10 protein-coding genes and 2 rRNA genes are annotated in these 19337 nt (G+C 59.2%); 3 read left to right on the top strand and 9 right to left on the bottom strand.

Annotated features, from left to right (window positions below; all coding sequences use genetic code 11):
* The first annotated feature begins 35 nt into the window (after positions 1-35).
* Positions 36-3185 (top strand): proline dehydrogenase family protein, encoded by a 3150-nt coding sequence (locus CD04_RS0102580; protein ID WP_051848865.1) that lies wholly within the window; start codon positions 36-38, stop codon positions 3183-3185.
* 235 nt (positions 3186-3420) lie between these two features.
* Here CD04_RS0102580 and CD04_RS0102575 read toward each other — a convergent pair whose 3' ends face one another.
* From CD04_RS0102575 to CD04_RS0102550, 6 genes are all read right to left on the bottom strand, one after another.
* Positions 3421-4866 (bottom strand): efflux transporter outer membrane subunit, encoded by a 1446-nt coding sequence (locus tag CD04_RS0102575; RefSeq protein WP_031404241.1) that lies wholly within the window; start codon positions 4864-4866, stop codon positions 3421-3423.
* Entirely contained in the window at positions 4859-7012 is a 2154-nt protein-coding gene (locus tag CD04_RS0102570; protein ID WP_031404240.1) for an ABC transporter permease, read from the bottom strand. Before CD04_RS0102570 ends, CD04_RS0102575 begins: the two co-directional genes overlap by 8 nt.
* An 18-nt stretch (positions 7013-7030) precedes the next feature.
* Entirely contained in the window at positions 7031-8221 is a 1191-nt protein-coding gene (locus CD04_RS0102565; protein WP_231480436.1) for an efflux RND transporter periplasmic adaptor subunit, read from the bottom strand.
* Positions 8222-8699: 478 nt separating this feature from the next.
* Complete coding sequence (pagP, locus tag CD04_RS0102560; RefSeq protein ID WP_038167439.1) at positions 8700-9275, bottom strand: lipid IV(A) palmitoyltransferase PagP; 576 nt, start codon at positions 9273-9275, stop codon at positions 8700-8702.
* 344 nt (positions 9276-9619) lie between these two features.
* Complete coding sequence (locus CD04_RS0102555) at positions 9620-11323, bottom strand: IS1634 family transposase (protein WP_031404237.1); 1704 nt, start codon at positions 11321-11323, stop codon at positions 9620-9622.
* A 240-nt stretch (positions 11324-11563) separates the two neighbouring features.
* Positions 11564-12634 (bottom strand): HD domain-containing phosphohydrolase, encoded by a 1071-nt coding sequence (locus CD04_RS0102550; protein WP_038167437.1) that lies wholly within the window; start codon positions 12632-12634, stop codon positions 11564-11566.
* 151 nt (positions 12635-12785) lie between these two features.
* On the opposite strand from CD04_RS0102550, the gene CD04_RS0102545 reads away from it, so the two are divergent.
* Complete coding sequence (locus CD04_RS0102545) at positions 12786-13052, top strand: acyl carrier protein (RefSeq protein WP_031404235.1); 267 nt, start codon at positions 12786-12788, stop codon at positions 13050-13052.
* Positions 13045-14274 (top strand): beta-ketoacyl synthase, encoded by a 1230-nt coding sequence (locus CD04_RS0102540; RefSeq protein ID WP_031404234.1) that lies wholly within the window; start codon positions 13045-13047, stop codon positions 14272-14274. The genes CD04_RS0102545 and CD04_RS0102540 overlap by 8 nt, the downstream gene beginning before the upstream one ends.
* A 620-nt stretch (positions 14275-14894) precedes the next feature.
* On the opposite strand, the gene CD04_RS0102530 is transcribed toward CD04_RS0102540, so the two are convergent.
* The 3 genes from CD04_RS0102530 to CD04_RS0102520 all read right to left on the bottom strand — a co-directional run bounded on the left by CD04_RS0102530 (position 14895) and on the right by CD04_RS0102520 (position 19085).
* The gene (locus tag CD04_RS0102530; RefSeq protein WP_031404233.1) at positions 14895-15875 is read right to left on the bottom strand and encodes an aldo/keto reductase; all 981 of its coding nucleotides are present in this window, start codon (positions 15873-15875) and stop codon (positions 14895-14897) included.
* 140 nt (positions 15876-16015) lie between these two features.
* Positions 16016-16128, bottom strand: a 5S ribosomal RNA gene (gene rrf / locus CD04_RS0102525).
* Between the two features lie 82 nt (positions 16129-16210).
* Positions 16211-19085, bottom strand: a 23S ribosomal RNA gene (locus CD04_RS0102520).
* Positions 19086-19337 lie beyond the last annotated feature (252 nt).

The following is a 19337-nucleotide window of genomic DNA, read 5'->3' as shown; positions in this document are numbered from 1 at the left end:
CTTCACCTCAAACGCAAATCCACTGCTCCGACTATATGAACACTCCCACTGCAACCGCGACCCCGCTCACGTCTGCTCCACCCCGCCTGCCTGCCCCGGTCCGCGATGAGAATGAAGTTGTCCGCCAGCTGCTCGAAACCCTTGCCGCTTTCGACTGGGCAAGCGCGATGGCGGCCGCTGAACCATGGGTGGTGGCGGTACGCACCCATCCGGCACCGTTCTGGGCGCTGGAATCGCTGCTGCGCGAATACCCGATCGCCAGCAGCGAGGGGCTGGCGCTGATGCGCCTAGCCGAAGCGCTGCTGCGTGTGCCCGATACCGGAACGGCAGCCTTGCTCGCGGCCGATCAATTGGGACAGGCCAAGTTCGAGAAAGACGACACCAACTCCACGCTCAAGGCTTTGTCGGGGCGCCTGCTTGGCTTCTCGCGACGATTGCTCCCCGAGGACGATGCGGCCACACGCAGCCTCATTGCGCGCCTGGGCGCGGGCACGGTGGTGGCTGCTGCAGTGCGCGCCATCGCTTTGCTCGGCAAACAGTTCGTGCTGGGGGAGACGCTCGATCACGCCGCCAAGCGCGCGCTGGCCATGCGGCGTGAACAACCGAACCTTACCTTCTCCTATGACATGCTCGGCGAGGGCGCACGCACGGCGCAGGACGCCGCACGCTATATCGCGTCGTACCGGGCCACACTGGCCACGCTGGCCAAGCAACAAACGCCCGGCGGACCCGAATTGCGTGACGGCATGTCCATCAAGCTCTCGGCTCTGCACCCGCGCTTCGAGGAGACTCAACGCGAGCGCGTATTTGCCGAACTGGTCCCGGTGGTCGAGTCCTTGGCGCGCGAGGCCGCCGCTGCGGACGTCAACCTCACGCTCGATGCAGAAGAAAGTGAGCGCCTGGAATTGCACCTCGACCTACTCGACGCCTTGGCCGAGCGCCTCGCTGCTGATCCGACAACAGCCCATTGGGGCGGGCTGGGCCTCGCCGTTCAGGCCTATCAGACGCGGGCGCCAGAGACGGTGAAGGCCGTGGTGGCCATCGCCCGCGCGCGCCGCATGCGCCTGATGGTGCGTTTGGTCAAGGGCGCGTATTGGGACGCCGAAATTAAACGCGCCCAAGAGCTTGGCCTCGGGGGCTACCCGGTGTTCACGCACAAGCACCACACCGATGCGTGCTATCTCGCATGCGCTCAAATCATGCTGGACGCGGCCGCTGCCGTTGATGCACCCCTGTACCCGCAATTCGCCACCCATAACGCCAGCACCATCGCTGCGGTGCTGAACTTGGCTTCGCAGCGTCCACAAGCCCGCTTCGAGTTGCAGCGGCTGCACGGCATGGGTGAAGGCATCTACCGCGAAGTGCTGAAGAATGCGACGCTGCGCTGTCGCGTCTACGCACCGGTCGGCGAACATCGCGACTTGCTTGCCTACCTGGTACGCCGTCTGCTTGAGAACGGCGCCAACACGTCGTTCGTGCATCTGCTGGCCGATACGTCCGTGCCTGCGCAGGAATTGCTCCAGGATCCGCTGTGGTTAGCTGAGCGTGCGTCGCTTCCCTCTCCGCGTGAGTTGTACGGTCTGTTGCATGGCGAACGACGCCTTAACCCATTGGGCTTTGACATTGCCGATGCACCTGCGCGCGAGCCCGTGCTTGCGGCGGCGCGCGCCCTTCCCTTGCCTTCTGTGGCCGAGGCCACGCCGCAAGCGGTCGAGCAGACGATGCTCGCTTTGCATGCGGCGTTTCCGGCATGGGATGCCACGCCACTGAGCGAGCGTTGTGCTATCTTGCTACGCGCTGCGGATCTGCTCGAGCAGCGCCGCGATGCCTTCATCGCGTTAATGATGCGCGAAGCGCACAAGACCGTGGCCGATGCCTTGTCGGAGGTTCGAGAGGCAATTGACTACTGCCGCTACTACGCGCTGCAGGGGCGCCATCTCCTGGCCGAGCAGGTCCTGCCCGGACCCACTGGGGAGAGTGACAAGCTGCGCAGCCGCGGACGCGGAGCCTTCGTGTGCATCAGCCCTTGGAATTTCCCGCTGGCCATCTTCGCCGGTCAGGTGCTTGCAGCACTGGCCGCCGGCAACACTGTGGCCGCCAAGCCAGCCGAGCAGACACCCGCCTGCGCGCAAGCGTTTGTCAATCTTTTGTTCGAGGCCGGCCTGCCGTACGCCGTGCTCGCCCTGCTGCATGGCCCCGGCGAGACGATCGGCGCGGCACTCGTCGGCCACCCCCTCGCCGCTGGCGTGGCCTTCACCGGTTCCACGGCCGTGGCTCGGATCATCAATCGCACCCTGGCGGCGAAGTCGGGTCCCATCATCCCGCTGATCGCGGAAACGGGAGGGGTCAACGCCATGATCGTCGATTCCACCGCCTTGCCCGAGCAGGTCGTCGATGCCGTCGTGAGCTCCGCATTCCGTAGCGCCGGCCAGCGTTGCTCCGCTCTGCGCTTGCTGTGCGTGCAGGACGACGTGGCCGACGCGATGCTGGACATGCTCGCTGGAGCCATGACCGAATTACGCATCGGCCCGGCTTGCGATCTGGCCACCGATGTCCCGCCCGTGATTGACGCCGAGGCGTGGGAAGGTTTGCGTGCACACACCCAGCGCTTGCAACGCGAAGCGCGACTGATTGCCACGACCCCATGGCCCACTGAATTCCTCGCCGCGAGCAGCGCAACCCCTGTGGCAAACGCAAAGCCCGAAGCCGGCGCCCTGAGTTTGCAGTGCACAGAGTCTGCCCTCTCACCATGTGCTCAGCCTCCTGGGCGCAATCTGCACTTCGTCGCACCTGCGCTGTTCGAAATTACTGACGTCGCTCAAGCGCGCGATGAAATCTTCGGGCCCGTGCTGCAGGTGGTGCGCTGGAAGGCCGGCACGCTCGACGCACTCGTCGATGCGATCAACGAACTGGGTTACGGCCTCACGCTGGGCGTGCAAACGCGCATTGACGGTCGCGCCCAGCGCATCGCCACGCGCGCACGTTGCGGCAACGTCTATGTCAACCGCAACATGATCGGTGCCGTGGTCGGCGTCCAACCCTTCGGCGGTGAAGGCCTCTCAGGCACAGGCCCCAAAGCCGGTGGCCCGCACTATCTCCTGCGCTTTTGCAGCGAACAGACTGTCACGGTCAACACCGCTGCAGCGGGTGGCAATGCCGCGTTGCTTGCACAGGCTGCTCTTTAAGTTTTCGCTGTCTACGAATCCGATGCCTTCCCCACCCATCGCCGCCAAGCAAGGTGAGGCTCTTCGCCGAGGCCCCGAAGCGATCAAACAGCCTCCGCACACGCGCAGCCCATGCGCAGATTGAAGCATTTGGCCGGGGACGGTCGCTGGCATATCTTCGGCAGGCGGCAAACGTCCGCAGCGGCGGTGCACTTGGGGCGTGTCCGGGGATCGAAGCGCCGCCCCGGCAAACCATTTAATCGGGGGGGCTCGCTGGAGGCTGGGCAGCCCCGCCTCCCATGGCCGCGAAAAACAGTGCCGTATCGATGTAGCGTTGGCTGATGGCGCGGGCGTACCCTAATCGTGCCTGTTGATAGATGCGCTGCGCGGCAAGCACCTGAAGAAAGCTTCCTGCGCCTGCAGCGTAGCTGTCACGCGCTAGACGCAATGACTCGGATGCGGCGTCGAGCGACCTGCGCTGTGCAGCAATCAGCTGTGCGTCATGCTCGAGAGCCTGCATGACATCGGCCACTTGGTTAAACGCCACAAGCACGGTCTGGCGATATGCGGCAAGTTGCGCATTGAAAGCATCGATCGCAGCCTGCTGCTGCGCTCTGAGGGCACCGCCATGGAAGATCGGCGCCGTCAGACTCGCCGCCACAGCCCATAAACCGTTGGTTCCATCAAACAACGCGCCCATCGTCGCCGCCTGCTGCGTCCACGATGCCGATAGGGAAATCTGCGGATACAGCGCTGCCGTGGCGACGCCGATGGCCGCGCTGGCCACGTGCAACTGCGCTTCGGCAGCGCGGATATCGGGGCGCACACGAACCAAAGCAGAAGGGACCACAACCGGAAGATTCGCGGGCAAGATGAGCGTTTCGAAGCCGAATTGCGGAACCGTCCAAGTCGCGGCGGAACGGCCGACCAGCATCGCCAGCGCGTGCTCGGCAGCAGCGCGCTGCTGCCGCAGCGGCGGAAGCAGGGTTTCGTCAGCGGCGAGCTGGCTTTGTGCCGCGACGAGATCAGCTGCGGCGGCAATTCCCGACTGCACCGACAGCCGCACCAGCTCAACGTTTTGCTGGTCGACCGCTAACACTGCCTCGACGGCCGCTGTTTGGTCGCGCGCTGCAGCGATACCGATAGCTTGAGCCACGACGTTTCCGGTTAGAGCGAGGCGTGCAGCAGCGAGCTGCGCTCGCTGCACATCGGCGACCGCGCTTTGCTCCTCAATGAGCCGCCGTGTGCCGCCGAAACCATCAACGTTGTAGCTCACGAGTGGACCAACGCTGAACAGGTCACTGCTGCCGGAGCCATTAGCTGCAGGTGAGCGGGCACGGCTGACGCCTGCCCCGAGATCGAACTGCGGATACAAGGCTGCCTGCGCCGCACGCAAGGACTGCTGCGCCTGAGCGAGCGTAGCGCGAGCCTGCTCGAGCGTCGGGCTATCGCTTACAGCCAGCGCCACGGTTGTATCAAGCGTGGAAGACTTAAATTGACGCCACCACTGCGTGGAAACCGTTGCGCCGATAGTCAGGCTTTGCTCCGGAAGAGCCGTGCCAGCCTGCGAAAGCGTGACCGGCCGCGCTGTGTAGGCCTTTTGCGTCGGTGCCGGAGGCGCCTTAAAGTCTGGGCCGACAGCGCAAGCGGTCAATCCCAGCGTACCCAGCACTGCCCACAGTCCTTTGCGCAGCTTATTCATAACGAAGGGCCTCGATTGGGTTCAGACGTGAGGCCTTGCGCGCCGGGTAATAGCCGAAGAAAATGCCGACCGCGGCCGAAAACACAAACCCCCCTGCGATGGCACCGGGCGAAAGCAGTATGGGCCAGTGCGCCACAGCCGAGACAAGCGCTGAGACTGCGATGCCAAAGACGATGCCGGCCACTCCCCCAGTGACACTCACGAACACCGCTTCGGCTAGGAACTGCAGCAGCACATGCACGCGCCTGGCACCGATCGCCATGCGCAGGCCGATCTCGCGTGTGCGCTCGGTCACTGAGACAAGCAGAATGTTCATGATCCCAATGCCGCCCACGATCAGGGAAATCGATGCCACCACGGCCAGCAGCAGCGCCATAATCCTGGATGAACTTTCGGCAGTCTGCGCGATTTGGCTAAGGTTGCGCACGGAGAAATCGGGTGTGGCGCCCGGTCCAATCCGGTGGCGACGCATCAATGTCTCGCGAACCTGCGTCAGTGCAGCCGAAACCTGTCCAGCGCCCGTGGCCTGCACAAAGATAGTGTTCACGTATCCGGCGAGGCGTGGTGGGATGTTGTAGGGATTAGGCGGTGCGGGGAATGCCGATGCCGTCGTATTGACCGGCACACTCGCACCCGATATCGTCGTTGTTGCCAGGTTTTGCGCCTGGCTCGGTGCGGCGACGCCCAATACCTTTTGCTGCGCAGTCGTGAAGGGGATCATCACCAAATCATCCTGGTCCTGCCCGAAGGGAGTCTGGCCCTTTGACACCAGCAATCCCACAACTTGCAGGCTGCGCCCCTTGATCAGGATATGGGCGCCGATGGGGTTCTCGTAGGGACGGAATAACTGGCGATAAACAGTGTTGCCGATCACTGCAACCATGGACGCGCCTGTCTCGTCGGTGCGCTCCAGTGTGCGGCCTGCCGCGATCTGCCAGTTCGTCATCGGCAGGTAGCTGGGTGTAACGCCCTGGATCACTGTCGACCAATTCTGTCCCCCGTACTGCACTTGGCTAGCTTGCCGGATCATGTAGGCGATCTGGTCCACTGCTGGGTCATCTCGGCGCAGAGCCTGAGCATCAGTCACTGTCAACGTCGAGGCACTGCCCGATCCGGCGCGCGCTCCGCTACTGGTGGTCGCCCCAGGAATGACAACCAGCAAGTTAGTGCCGAGGCTTTCGATTTGCTTGCGTACAGCGGCATTAGCCCCCTGCCCCACGGCGACCATCGCGATGAGTGCGGCCACCCCAATGAAAACGCCCAGCATGGTCAACGCTGAGCGCATCTTGTTGCGGACGATCGCCTGCGCGGCAGCTGCCAGAATCATGGTGGTGAAGCCCAGGGACGGCGTCTTGCGCAGCGTGTCGGCGAGTCCACCTGCGGTGGGGTTGGCCCCGCTTGCCGAGATTTCCGCAACACTTGGGGCCAACCCACCGCCGGCTGGAGCCACATTGCGTTCATCAGAAATGATCTTGCCATCGCGCATGGTGACGACACGATCCGCATAGTCGGCAATATCGCGCTCGTGGGTCACCAGCAGCACGGTGACTGCTTGCTGCCGATTGAGAGCGCGCAGTGTCTGCATGATCTCGTGGGAGGTTCGCGTGTCGAGGTTTCCAGTGGGTTCATCCGCCAGCAAAAGGCTGGGACGATTGATGAGCGCACGGGCAATGGCCACGCGTTGCTGCTGTCCACCCGAGAGTTGGCTAGGAGTGTTGTCTTCGCGTCCGCTCAGGCCTAGCGTCTGGAGCGACTCCCGTGCACGGGCCACGCGCTCCGACCGCCGCGCGGGGCCGGATGCCGCGTAGAACAGTGGCAGGGCAACATTCTCGATGGCGCTTGTGCGTGCGAGCAGGTTAAAGCTCTGGAACACGAAACCGATGCGCTCACTGCGGATGCGCGCGAGTTCCGTTTCGCTCAGACGCACGGCGTCCACACCCTCAAGCAGGTATTGGCCGCCCGTAGGACGATCGAGGCATCCGCACACGTGCATCAGCGTCGATTTTCCGGAGCCCGACGAACCCATGATGGCGACGAACTCACCACGTTCGATCAAAAGATTCACGCCATCGAGTGCGCGCACCTCCGTGTCGCCCACGCGATAGACGCGTGAAACGTCCCGGAGTTCGATCACGGGCGCGGCCATGGCGTTTGACTCGCTACCCTAAAGCCCGAAGCGCACCGATGCGCCACCCTGGGTCGCAGCACCCGCACGCTGCTCGCCGACAATCACGCGATCCCCGGCCTTGAGGTCGCCGCCAACGACCTCCGTATACGTATCGTCATCGAGACCGGTCTTGATCGACACGGCTACAGGGCGTCCGTCTCGCAATACCCAAACCCTGGTGAGTCCCTTGCTGGACTTGGGCGCGACGCTGGCGCCTGTCGGCAAATAACGCAGTGCCTGATCGGGCACGCGCAGCACACTATCGCGCTCAGCGGTCACAATGCCCACTGTGGCCGTCATTCCAGGCTTGAGCAGCAAATCGGTATTGTTCAAAGCAACGACCACGTCATAGGTAATGACGTTTTGGACCGACTGTGGCGCTTGGCGAACCTGCACGACTCGTCCCGGAAACAGGCGGCCCGAGTATGCCTCCACGGTAAAGCTCGCCTTATCACCATCTTTGATCGTAGCGATATCACTTTCGCTGACATTGGCGTCAACTTGCATTCGCGTGAGATCGGTGGCAATAAGGAATAGCGTGGGCGTCTGGAAACTGGCGGCCACAGTCTGCCCGATGGTGACATTGCGCGAAACAACCGTGCCGTCAACTGGCGACACTATATCCGTGTAGCCGAGGTTGACCTTGGCAGCCTCGAGCGAAGCCTCACGCTCCTGCACCGTCGCTTTGTCCAGTTGGACCTGAGCCGCGCCCTGGTCCACAGCGCTTTTTGCCTGGTCAACCGCATCCTGCGAAACCACACCTCGGCCAACAAGCCCCACCAAGCGTTTGAAATTGATCCTTGTGTACTCGACGTTGGCTTGGTCCTTCACGAGCTGCGCCCGTGCCACCGCAAGCTGAGCCATGTTCTCGTCGACAATCGTCTGATAGGGGCGCGGATCAATTTTTGCGCACAGTTGTCCTTTTCTGACTTTGGTGTTGTAGTCGCAGTATTGGGACTGGATCACGCCTGAAACGTAAGTGCCCACGATCACCGTGAGCACAGGATTCACCGTTCCGGTTGCCGTAACGGTGCGTGCCACTGCACCTCGCGCCGCAAGTGCAGTAACGTAAACCACTTGCGTCTTGGGATGTGTGGCCCACCAACCGGCGCCCGCAAACCCGAAAAACAAAACGATGCCAAGAGTCACGACCCAGCGCGTACGTATAAAGCCGCTTTGGCTTGCCACGCGCAATGCGTCCCTGCCGCCGGTGCAATTTGTTAGCTCTTGCCTCAAGATGAGACCCTTGTCCAAATACAACCCGATAGGATTGCTTATACGCCGGCAAGAGCCTTTGCGGCTTTGACGCACATCACGGAAATGCGTGTACCCCGGATCCGAGGCGGCCCGATGAGCTATCGCGTGGCGGCGAAGCCAGTTTTCACGCATGTCTGCCAACGCAGTGACTCTCAGTACTTCGCAGGCAGTGTCAAGGCAGTCGTACTGGCAGTTCGATCCGATGCCCAATTGACCAGCGCACTGACGAGCGACCTATCAGGGGCGTCCGTCAGACACGCGCGTCACCTCGAGGGAGGTGCTGGGTGGAACTTGGTCACAACACGATCGGGATGCCGATCAATTGCTTCTCCGCATGCACAGACGAAGACGCTTTGAGCGAGTCCTCATGGCGACTGCTCAGGCATGCGTTGCCTGCTTAACCCGCGCTTCATCGAAAGGCATACCGTGCGAAAAAAAACGCCACGTTGCCATTGTTCAATGTGCTAGTTACCTTTGGCAGAAACGTGCCATACAGCGTAAATCGCCCATAACCAACGGACACCAGCGGCAATGCGATGGGAAACGGAATATTGTTGAAAATATCAGCACGCGATGTGATCCCAGCCGTATATCCCACCCCTAAGTGCAGCTTTCCTGCCGGGCGCCATAACCATTGCTTGCCATACCCCACAACAGGCTGCGCATTGCGGTGAGAGTCAGAAAACATCATCGCGTACACCATCTCGTCATTGCCGTTCGCGTCTACCAGATGTTTGCCCCAGCCCAATCCCCAAGCGTGGCTGTTGAGCGTTGCGCGCTTGGCCGCGGTGTAGGTCGCTGGGTCATGCCAGGTGTAGCCCGTGAAAAACACATCGGGCGTGCCGTTATCGTAGATATTCGTCAAATTCTGGTCGGCGCTGTCCACCCAATTCCGCATCGAATCCAGCCCGAGAGCCTGGCTTGATGGAGACAGCAGGAAGAGTAATGCAACTCCGAGACCGGTCGAACGAGGCAAATGGCGCATCCCTGAAGACTATGCGCTCCATGTTTCGGCAATGTTGCGCGTGCCAATCCATCTGTATCCACTTTTTTCGCAGCCGCGGCCGCCAATGGTGACTCGGCATCTGGGTTTGCTCCATTCCGCGTCCTGCCAAGCCAATGAGCCGGCGGCCGCTGAGGCCGAGCTTGCTCGCTGCGCCACGTGTTATCGCGCCGGTCGATTTCGACCGCATCGCCATATCCCGCTGCCCATCCGCGTCTGGCTCCCATCCAACCTTCGGCGTGCGCGATTCGCCCCGGGGACGCCGGAGTTCGACAGTTACGGTCGTAAGTACGCGATATCGTTAGGGTGAGCGTTGAAACGTGCCCCTACAGGAGTGCGAGTTGGTCGTCGATGGCGGGTTTCGGGAGCTTGAGTCCTTGGAGGATGGCGTGGTCGGCGTCGCTGAGCGAGGACGTGCCGTCGCGGCGCTCGCCGCCGAGGTGGACCTGGTGGTATTGGATGCGCCGCAGTTGCTCGAGTGCACGTTCGGGCGACAGCTTGGAGCCGGCGTCCTTGAGGCGCATGCGCATGACGCGGTACAGCACCAGAGCGATGAAGCAGATCAGCGCATGGGCACGGATGCGGTCGGGCAAGCGGTGGAACACCGGGGCGATCTCGATCTCGGATTTGAGAATCTTGAAGCCGCGCTCGATGTCGGCCAGGCTCTTGTAGCGTCGCAGAACCTCAAGCGCCGACAACTCTGGCACATTGGTCACCAACAACAGCTTGCCGTCGTTGAGTTCTGCACGCGCCAGCGCCTTGTCGTCGATGACGTAGGTGAACAGATCCGATTGCAGGTCGACCTTGATGATCGAGCCCAGATGCGCCTCGGAGACCGCGCGGTACAGCCAGGCCTTAGCACCGGAGTCGCTCAGGCGCCGGCCTCTGAAGGCGGTGCCGCCTTCTTGCGCATCAAGCTTGCCAGCACGCCGCTGGGCTTCCTGCGTGAGTTCTTCGATATGCTGGCGGCGCGCTGCGGTTTGTTCCAGGGCGCGGCGCGGATCGTGGGCCCAGACCAGGCGCATGTCCTGCCAGCGGGTCTCGCCGAGGACCTCGCGGGTGGCTGCCGCGCAGCGCTGCGCGTGGATCGGCTCCAGAATCTCCGAGAATTCGGCATAACGCCGCCCCGGCACGGCCAGGATGAACTCCAGTGGCTGCTCGGTGCCGCCCACGCGTTGCCCGCGCAGCCACTCCAGATTGTCCAGGCTGAGCAGACCGCGATCGGCCACCAGCACCACGCGCTTGACCGGGTACAGCGCCAGAACCTCTTGAACCACGGTGCTGAGCGTCGGTGCCTCGGCCGTGTTCCCTTCCCAGACCCGATGCGTCAGCGGCAGTCCCTCGGCCGTCTGCACCACTCCGAGCATGAACTGGCGGCGAATGCCGCCGTCCTTGGATATGCCGAACTGGCGTAGGTCGCCGGCCAGCTCGGTCTCGCCCTCCACGCCGATGGTGGTCATGTCGTAGAACACCACCGACAGGTCCTGGTCGATCAGCGGGCGCAGCAACCCGGCCAGCGCCGCCTGCACGCGGTCCTGGTGTTCGACCAGCGCGTCCATCGCCCGCAGCAGTTGCTGGTGCGTCACTTCCTTGGGCGCAAAGCGCGGCAGCGCCACCGTCTGCAGCCAGCGCAGCACCCCGAGCTTGGATGTCGGATCGCACAGGCGGTTGAGCACCATCAGGCGCACCAGCCCCTCGACGTCGATGCGGCTGCGCGTGCGACCAAAAACCCGGCGCAGCTCGCCGAATCCCAATTCGTCCCACAGCTCGGTCAGCGCCCATACGTCGCCCAGGGCGCGGCTGGACTCGAACCGCACGTCGGCCACGGTCGCCACCGCGCCGGCCTCCGGCGGCATGTCGCCGCGAAGTCGCTGCAGGCCGCGGATCACGCTCTCAAGCTGGCTGCCAGCTTGGTCGGCGCGCCCCAGGGTGGCCACCGTGCGTTTCTTCACCCGCCCGCTCTCATCCCGGTAGGACTCCACGAGCTGGACATAGCGGCGACCGCCGGAGGTGGTGATCTTGATAAACATGCCGCCACAATACACCAACCCATCTGCAAATGGCAACAGCCTCACAATGTGGAAAAACGTGCCACCACACGTACTTTTCCAAAAACGATGCTAACCCTTTGTTCCGTCAAGGCCGGGGTCGGCGTTTTCAGCCAATTTTTGACTCAAACTGTCGAACTCCGGGGGACGCATCACCTCACAAACGTGGAGTCGATTCGAGATCTTGAACAGCCTTTAGCACTGCTTATTCGGGACGCAAGACTACTGCAAATGCACCCGGATTTTATCGATGTCGGGCCGGCACGAAAGAAAAATATTAACCAATTCCGGATCCAAGTGCTTCCCCGCTTGCGCCCGCAAGTAGGCGATAGCCTCCTCATTCGGCCACGCCTTTTTGTACGGCCTCTTGGATGTCAACGCATCGTAAACGTCGACCACTGCGAGGATCCTCGCGGAGATGGGAATACCTTGTCCCGACAGTCCGTCCGGGTATCCACTTCCATCGAACTTCTCATGATGAAACCTAGCAATCTCTGCGGCGATCATCAAGTCCTCTGAATCTCCACCAGAAAGCATGGCGTGTCCGATGATCGTGTGCGTTTTCATAACTGCCCACTCATCTGGCGTCAAAACGCGCTCCGCCAAAAGAATATTATCAGGAATGGCAACTTTTCCGATATCGTGGAGCGGTGCTGCCAACTCCATCATTGTCGCGAACGATTCTTCGCAGCCCATTTTTCGCGCCAACAACCTCGAGTAACGCCCGATGCGATTGAGATGGCCACCTGTATCTGTGTCGCGCTGTTCCGCCACTTTGGCTAAGCGAAACAGGGTTTCCATTTTCTTCTTCTGCAGATCCTGAACAACTTGCTCGACGCGATTTTCAAGTTCCTTCGCATGATGCAGTGTTGCGAGCTGAAATCGCCGCATATTTAATAGATTGCGGCAGCGCGCGGCGCATTCGCGATAGTCAAGCGGTCGACTTAAATAATCATTCGCACCCGCGTCGAGGGCTTCATAACGAACTTTCAGATCATCGATTGCGGTCACGCAGATGATTGGCGGTTCATTCAGGTGCTTCATGGTTCTGAGTGTGCGTATTAACGCTACGCCATTCATTTGCGGCATACGATAATCAGTCAACACAAGATCAACTTGATGCGCGTTTGCGTAGGCTACCGCAGCCAGGGGGTCATCAAAAGAAAGAATTTTTCCGTCCGGACAGAATCCGTGCGCAATTTCCGCCAACAGATGGCAGTTTGTCGATTGATCATCAACGATGATAATAACGGGCTCGCGGACCCATCCTTGGTCGATAGCTGTCGGATGCATTGTGAACCCCCTTCAGACTCTCAGAAACGCCACACGGCAGGATTCATGAATTTGACGCAAAATAATATCTGTTCAATTATTACCAAAACCCGATTGCACCGCCACCATTTTTCGGTTATCATCCAGCTATTAACCTTCATGAAGGCAAGCCATGAGCCAAGTCTGGGATCAAAACCGAATCATTGATGCTATTAAAAGCATAACTCATAAAACGTTTGACATCGATCTGACGGGCAAGCCCGACTCGATGCATATCGCGGAGATTGGGCTCGATTCGATGGGTGTGCTTGACGTCATTATGACTCTCGAAGATTCGATGGGTTGCAAGCTCAAAGATATTGATTTACCGAAAAACCCGACATTGATCGATGTCGCGAACATGGTCATTAAAAATATAAAAGCTCCAAGTCATGCTTGAAATTGCCATTACGGGCATTGGAGTCATCTCCCCTATTGGGTCCTCCGAGACGGAGGTTCTCGAAAGTCTTCTTGGTCTGAAATCCGGGATCAGTGCCTTTGACTCACCAGATATGGCGCGTCCCTTTCCCATCGGGGCAGTAAACGCTCAGTTCAATGAGGCGTTCACGCGGGTTGAACTCCCGTTTCTTGATCGTACTACGCAGATGGCGATCCTGGCATCGCGCCAGGCGACAGAAAACGCTGGACTTGCCAACTTTTCCACGTTTGGCGACCGTGCAGGGGTTTTTTACGGCACGGTCCGTGGTGGTGGCGCCACTGAATGGGAGGGCATACGACAGTTTTACTTAGAGGGCCGCAAGACGGCGAAGCCCTACGTGATCATGGGTTGCATGGCCAATGCAGCAGCATCGCAGATTTCGATCCGTCATCAAATTCTGGGCCCGACAGCGTGTCATTCATCCGCATGCTCGTCCTCGGGTGCGGCGATCGCTGACGCCTGCCGGCATATCCGCGGTGGTGAATTGGACATTGCCGTTGCCGGCGGCGCGGAGTCCGCTCTTCAGCCCATGTTCCTGGGTGCCTGGGATGGATTGCGCGCCTTGGCGGATGTAGATCACATGCCTTCGCAGAGTTGCCGGCCTTTTTCTCGCAGGCGCACAGGTTTAGTCTTGGGCGAGGGAAGCGTGTTTTATGTGTTGGAGTCCCGTGAACACGCGGAGCGTCGCAATGCGCCAATTCTTGCTTTCATTGATGGCTGGGGCATCGCGTCGGACGGGCATCACATTGGCGCTCCGCATCAGCGGGGCCAAATCGCCGCCATGCGCGCCGCGCTGAAGGGTGCCAGGATCAACGCGTCACAACTCGGTTACATCAATGCGCACGCAACTGCCACGCGCGGCGGCGACCCTATTGAGGTTGCGGCATTGAAAGAAGTGCTCGGTGACGCAACGCACACTGTTCCAGTCAGTGCAACAAAGGCCCTTCATGCCCATATGCTCGGAGCCGCAAGCGCCATGGAAATGCTCGTGTGTATTTTGGCTATGCGCCATTCCTTTATCCCTGCAACGGCATTTCTGGACGACCTGGACCCTGAGTGCACCGGGCTCTACCACGTCCCCGAAACGATCCTGAATCATCCCGTACGGTACGCCATGACGCTGTCTGCAGGGTTTGGGGGAACAAATGCTGCGTTGGTCGTACGTTCGGCGAAGGAGACCTGAACTGAGTCTGCGTTCCACGCGGGCAATGCCTGGCCAAATAACGTGACGTCCTTTGGCGCAGATTTTCGTCGAACAATCTGCTCAAACTCAGACACGTCTTGCCATTGGCGCAGAAATGTAGTTTGGAGGTTATCGATCTCACTGTTGGCAAATCTTGCGAGGGTACCCCAATGCGAGACCTTCTAAGGTCAGTGTTAGGTATCGCACCATCGAAACGAGGAGCATGGTGGGCTCGGGGTCAAGAGCTCTGCTTCATTGCTGGATGAAGTATTGGATCTGTGATGTCAAATAAAAAGCGAGCGCCAAGACGCTTTCCTTGGTGGCGCCGGCTGTGGCTTTGGTGGCGCGAATGGCGCCGCCAAAGGTAGGCCTTTCTCGGACGCAGCCGTCCAATGCCCCGGTCGCAGCTCACGCATGGCGTGCGGCAGATGCGTTGTCGCTGACTCTTTTGTTGACAGTCGATGCAGAGCTTGGGTTCTACTTGGGTTTTCGGCAGGAGGCTCAAGAGTGGCTGGCGCCATGGCCAAACACCTCGAGATGTCTGGCGGTCGAATACCAGCGTCTTGACGACGTCAGGTACGCGTGAGCCCGCCTGACTTGATGTCATTCCACACTTACATTTACTCGAAACCCACGACCGCATGGGGCACGTAAGGGCCCTCGAGTATTGAAATTTCTTCGTCGGTAAGCGTCAGCTCAAGTGATGCAACCGCGTCATGCAAATGACCAGATTTCGAGGCGCCGATGATGGGAGCCGTGACGCCCGGCTTTTGCAGTAGCCATGCCAGCGCGACCTGCGCACGTGGCGCCGCTCGCCGCGCCGCGACTTCGGCAAGAGCCTCCGCTACCCGTCGGTCCGCCTCCTGCGTTTGCGCAAACAGGCTTGCCCCAAAACTATCACTGGTCATGCGTGCGGTCTGTTCGCCCCACGGTCTTGCAAGGCGCCCTCGAGCCAAAGGGCTCCAGGGCAGCACACCAATGCATTCGTCCCGGCAAAGCGGCAACATCTCGCGTTCCTCTTCGCGATAGAGCAAATTGATCTCGGGCTGCATGCTCACGAACCGTGTCCACCCCTCCCTCTGTGCGACGAATTGGGCCTTGGCAAACTGCCACGCAAACATCGATGAGGCCCCGATGTATCGGGCCTTGCCCGCTTTCACAACGTCATGTAGTGCCTCCATCGTTTCCTCGATGGGTGTCGCCGGATCCCATCTGTGGATTTGATATAGGTCGACATAGTCCATCCCGAGGCGGGACAAGCTGGCGTCGATCTCATACAAAATCGCTTTTCGGGAAAGTCCGCCCACGTTTGGTGCTTGACGCGACGCGTAATGCACTTTGGTCGCCACGACGATCTCGTCGCGTTTTGCAAAATCGCGCAATGCACGGCCGACGATTTCCTCAGACGTGCCATCGGAATATGCGTTTGCGGTGTCATAAAAATTGATACCGAGCTCTACGGCTTGGCGAATCAACGGCCGACTTGCCGCTTCGTCAAGCGTCCACGGATGAGCCCCCCGAAAGGGGATGCCGTAAGTCATGCAGCCGAGGCAAATGCGGGAAACTGTGAGGCCCGTCTTGCCTAAACGCGCGTATTGCATCGAAGCCTCCGTGGTTCGTGAGTGCTTCCAAGGATAGTCGATTTGACGCCTGCGGGCATCTGTCCCAACGTCTCGCCGGGGGAATGCGCCGGGCGGACAAAAAAAAGCCCGGCCATGGTGATGGCCGGGCTGGGAGGGGTGCCTGACGATGTCCTACTTTCACACGCGAATGCGCACTATCATCGGCGCTGAGGTGTTTCACGGTCCTGTTCGGGATGGGAAGGGGTGGGACCACCTCGCTATGGTCATCAGGCGTAACTTGTTGGCGCAGGCCTGGGGCGTGCACCCAATTCGAGAAGCTGACTGCGATTGCGTCAATGCTAGATCAAAGTTATAGGATCAAGCCTCACGGGCAATTAGTACTGGTTAGCTCAACGCATTACTGCGCTTCCACACCCAGCCTATCAACGTTGTAGTCTTCAACGACCCTTCAGGGAGATCGAGTCTCCAGGGAAGCCTAATCTTGAGGCGAGTTTCCCGCTTAGATGCTTTCAGCGGTTATCTCTTCCGCACATAGCTACCCGGCGATGCCACTGGCGTGACAACCGGTACACCAGGGGTGCGTCCACTCCGGTCCTCTCGTACTAGGAGCAGCCCCTCTCAAGCTTCCAGCGCCCACGGAAGATAGGGACAAAACTGTCTCACGACGTTTTAAACCCAGCTCACGTACCTCTTTAAATGGCGAACAGCCATACCCTTGGGACCGGCTACAGCCCCAGGATGAGATGAGCCGACATCGAGGTGCCAAACACCGCCGTCGATATGAACTCTTGGGCGGTATCAGCCTGTTATCCCCAGAGTACCTTTTATCCGTTGAGCGATGGCCCTTCCATACAGAACCACCGGATCACTATGTCCTGCTTTCGCATCTGCTCGACTTGTCAGTCTCGCAGTTAAGCACGCTTATGCCATTGCACTATCAGCACGATTTCCGACCGTACCTAGCGTACCTTCGAACTCCTCCGTTACGCTTTAGGAGGAGACCGCCCCAGTCAAACTGCCCACCATGCACTGTCCCCAGTCCTGATTCAAGGACCAAGGTTAGAACCTCAAACACACCAGGGTGGTATTTCAAGGTTGGCTCCACCGGAACTAGCATTCCGGCTTCAAAGCCTCCCACCTATCCTACACAGATCTGTTCAAAGTCCAATGCAAAGCTACAGTAAAGGTTCATGGGGTCTTTCCGTCTTTCCGCGGGGAGATTGCATCATCACAAACATTTCAACTTCGCTGAGTCTCGGGAGGAGACAGTGTGGCCATCGTTACGCCATTCGTGCAGGTCGGAACTTACCCGACAAGGAATTTCGCTACCTTAGGACCGTTATAGTTACGGCCGCCGTTTACCGGGGCTTCGATCAAGAGCTTGCACCCCATCACTTAACCTTCCGGCACCGGGCAGGCGTCACACCCTATACGTCCACTTTCGTGTTTGCAGAGTGCTGTGTTTTTAATAAACAGTCGCAGCCACCTTTTCACTGCGGCCCCCTTCTGCTCGGCCTGTACGGCTTCACATACCAGGGGCGTACCTTATCCCGAAGTTACGGTACAAATTTGCCGAGTTCCTTCTCCCGAGTTCTCTCAAGCGCCTGAGAATACTCATCTCGCGCACCAGTGTCGGTTTGCGGTACGGTCATGTCCAGCTGAAGCTTAGTGGCTTTTCTTGGAAGCAGAGTATCAGTGACTTCAGCGGCAAGCCGCCTCGTCGTCGCATCTCAGCTCAGCCCCCCGGGTTTGCCTAAGGGGCACGCCTACGTGCTTGAACCGGGACATCCAACACCCGGATCACCTAACTTTCTCCGTCCCCACATCGCACTGGACAGTGGTACAGGAATATTAACCTGTTTCCCATCAGCTACGCATTTCTGCCTCGCCTTAGGGGCCGACTCACCCTACGCCGATGAACGTTGCGTAGGAAACCTTGCGCTTTCGGCGAGGGGCTTTTCACCCCCTTTAACGCTACTCATGTCAGCATTCGCACTTCCGATACCTCCAGCATCCCTTTCAGAACACCTTCACAGGCTTACGGAACGCTCCTCTACCATGTGCTTGACGCACATCCGCAGCTTCGGTATATGGCTTAGCCCCGTTACATCTTCCGCGCAGGACGACTCGATCAGTGAGCTATTACGCTTTCTTTAAAGGATGGCTGCTTCTAAGCCAACTTCCTGACTGTCAAAGCCTTCCCACTTCGTTTCCCACTTAGCCATATTTAGGGACCTTAGCTGGCGGTCTGGGTTGTTTCCCTCTTGAGTCCGGACGTTAGCACCCGGTGCTCTGTCTCCCGTGCTCACACTCTTCGGTATTCGGAGTTTGCCTTGGTTTGGTAAGTCGCCATGACCCCCTAGCCAAAACAGTGCTCTACCCCCGAAGGTGATACACGAGGCACTACCTAAATAGTTTTCGAGGAGAACCAGCTATTTCCGGATTTGTTTAGCCTTTCACCCCTATCCACAGCTCATCCGCTAATTTTGCAACACTAGTCGGTTCGGACCTCCAGCTGGTGTTACCCAGCCTTCATCCTGGCCATGGATAGATCATCCGGTTTCGGGTCTACACCCAGCGACTCAACGCCCTGTTCGGACTCGGTTTCCCTACGCCTTCCCTATGCGGTTAAGCTTGCCACTGAATGTAAGTCGCTGACCCATTATACAAAAGGTACGCCGTCACCCTTGCGGGCTCCGACTTTTTGTATGCATACGGTTTCAGGATCTATTTCACTCCCCTCCCGGGGTTCTTTTCACCTTTCCCTCACGGTACTTGTTCACTATCGGTCGACTACGAGTATTTAGCCTTGGAGGATGGTCCCCCCATGTTCAGACAGGATTACACGTGTCCCGCCCTACTTGTCGTACGCCTAGTTCCACACCGAAATTTTCAGGTACGGGGCTATCACCCACTGCGGCCGCCCTTTCCAAAGCGTTCCCCTGATCTCGATGCTAAAACGTACAGGCTGGTCCGATTTCGCTCGCCACTACTTTCGGAATCTCGGTTGATTTCTGTTCCTCGAGTTACTTAGATGTTTCAGTTCACTCGGTTCGCCTCCCCTGCCTATGTATTCAGCAGGGGATACCCTTGCGGGTGGGTTTCCCCATTCGGACATCTACGGATCAAAGCTTGATTGCCAGCTCCCCGCAGCTTAACGCAGGCTTCCACGTCCTTCATCGCCTGTAGTCGCCAAGGCATCCACCGTATGCACTTAGTCGCTTGATCCTATAACTTTGACCTAGGCCAAAGCATAGTTCTCGTTGATAAAGTTTTGATGCAATCGCATATGCATAAATCAATATGCAATTGTCAGCTTTCGAATTGTTAAAGAACGCAGCCTATCTTTTGATCGGAATCAAACGTCAACGCACACACTCGCGTGCGTACCCTGGCGTTTGATCCAGCTTCCCCCGTGTCTTGATCGTCTGTGGTGGAGGTGAACGGGATCGAACCGATGACCCCCTGCTTGCAAAGCAG

It is taken from the genome of Thiomonas sp. FB-Cd (assembly GCF_000733775.1).
In the GTDB taxonomy this organism is placed as follows: Bacteria; Pseudomonadota; Gammaproteobacteria; order Burkholderiales; family Burkholderiaceae_C; genus Thiomonas_A.
Note: the sequence above shows the minus strand (reverse complement) of the source record. Positions and strands in the feature narration are given on the sequence as shown.

Excerpts from the sequence above, each read along its gene's own strand:
- CD04_RS0102530 (WP_031404233.1), bottom strand. The coding sequence starts at position 15,875 with ATGCAATACGCGCGTTTAGGCAAGACGGGCCTCACAGTTTCCCGCATT.
- CD04_RS0102550 (WP_038167437.1), bottom strand. The coding sequence starts at position 12,634 with ATGCATCCGACAGCTATCGACCAAGGATGGGTCCGCGAGCCCGTTATT.
- CD04_RS0102555 (WP_031404237.1), bottom strand. The coding sequence starts at position 11,323 with ATGTTTATCAAGATCACCACCTCCGGCGGTCGCCGCTATGTCCAGCTC.
- CD04_RS0102580 (WP_051848865.1), top strand. The coding sequence starts at position 36 with ATGAACACTCCCACTGCAACCGCGACCCCGCTCACGTCTGCTCCACCC.
- CD04_RS0102575 (WP_031404241.1), bottom strand. The coding sequence starts at position 4,866 with ATGAATAAGCTGCGCAAAGGACTGTGGGCAGTGCTGGGTACGCTGGGA.
- CD04_RS0102545 (WP_031404235.1), top strand. The coding sequence starts at position 12,786 with ATGAGCCAAGTCTGGGATCAAAACCGAATCATTGATGCTATTAAAAGC.
- pagP (WP_038167439.1), bottom strand. The coding sequence starts at position 9,275 with ATGCGCCATTTGCCTCGTTCGACCGGTCTCGGAGTTGCATTACTCTTC.
- CD04_RS0102570 (WP_031404240.1), bottom strand. The coding sequence starts at position 7,012 with ATGGCCGCGCCCGTGATCGAACTCCGGGACGTTTCACGCGTCTATCGC.
- CD04_RS0102540 (WP_031404234.1), top strand. The coding sequence starts at position 13,045 with ATGCTTGAAATTGCCATTACGGGCATTGGAGTCATCTCCCCTATTGGG.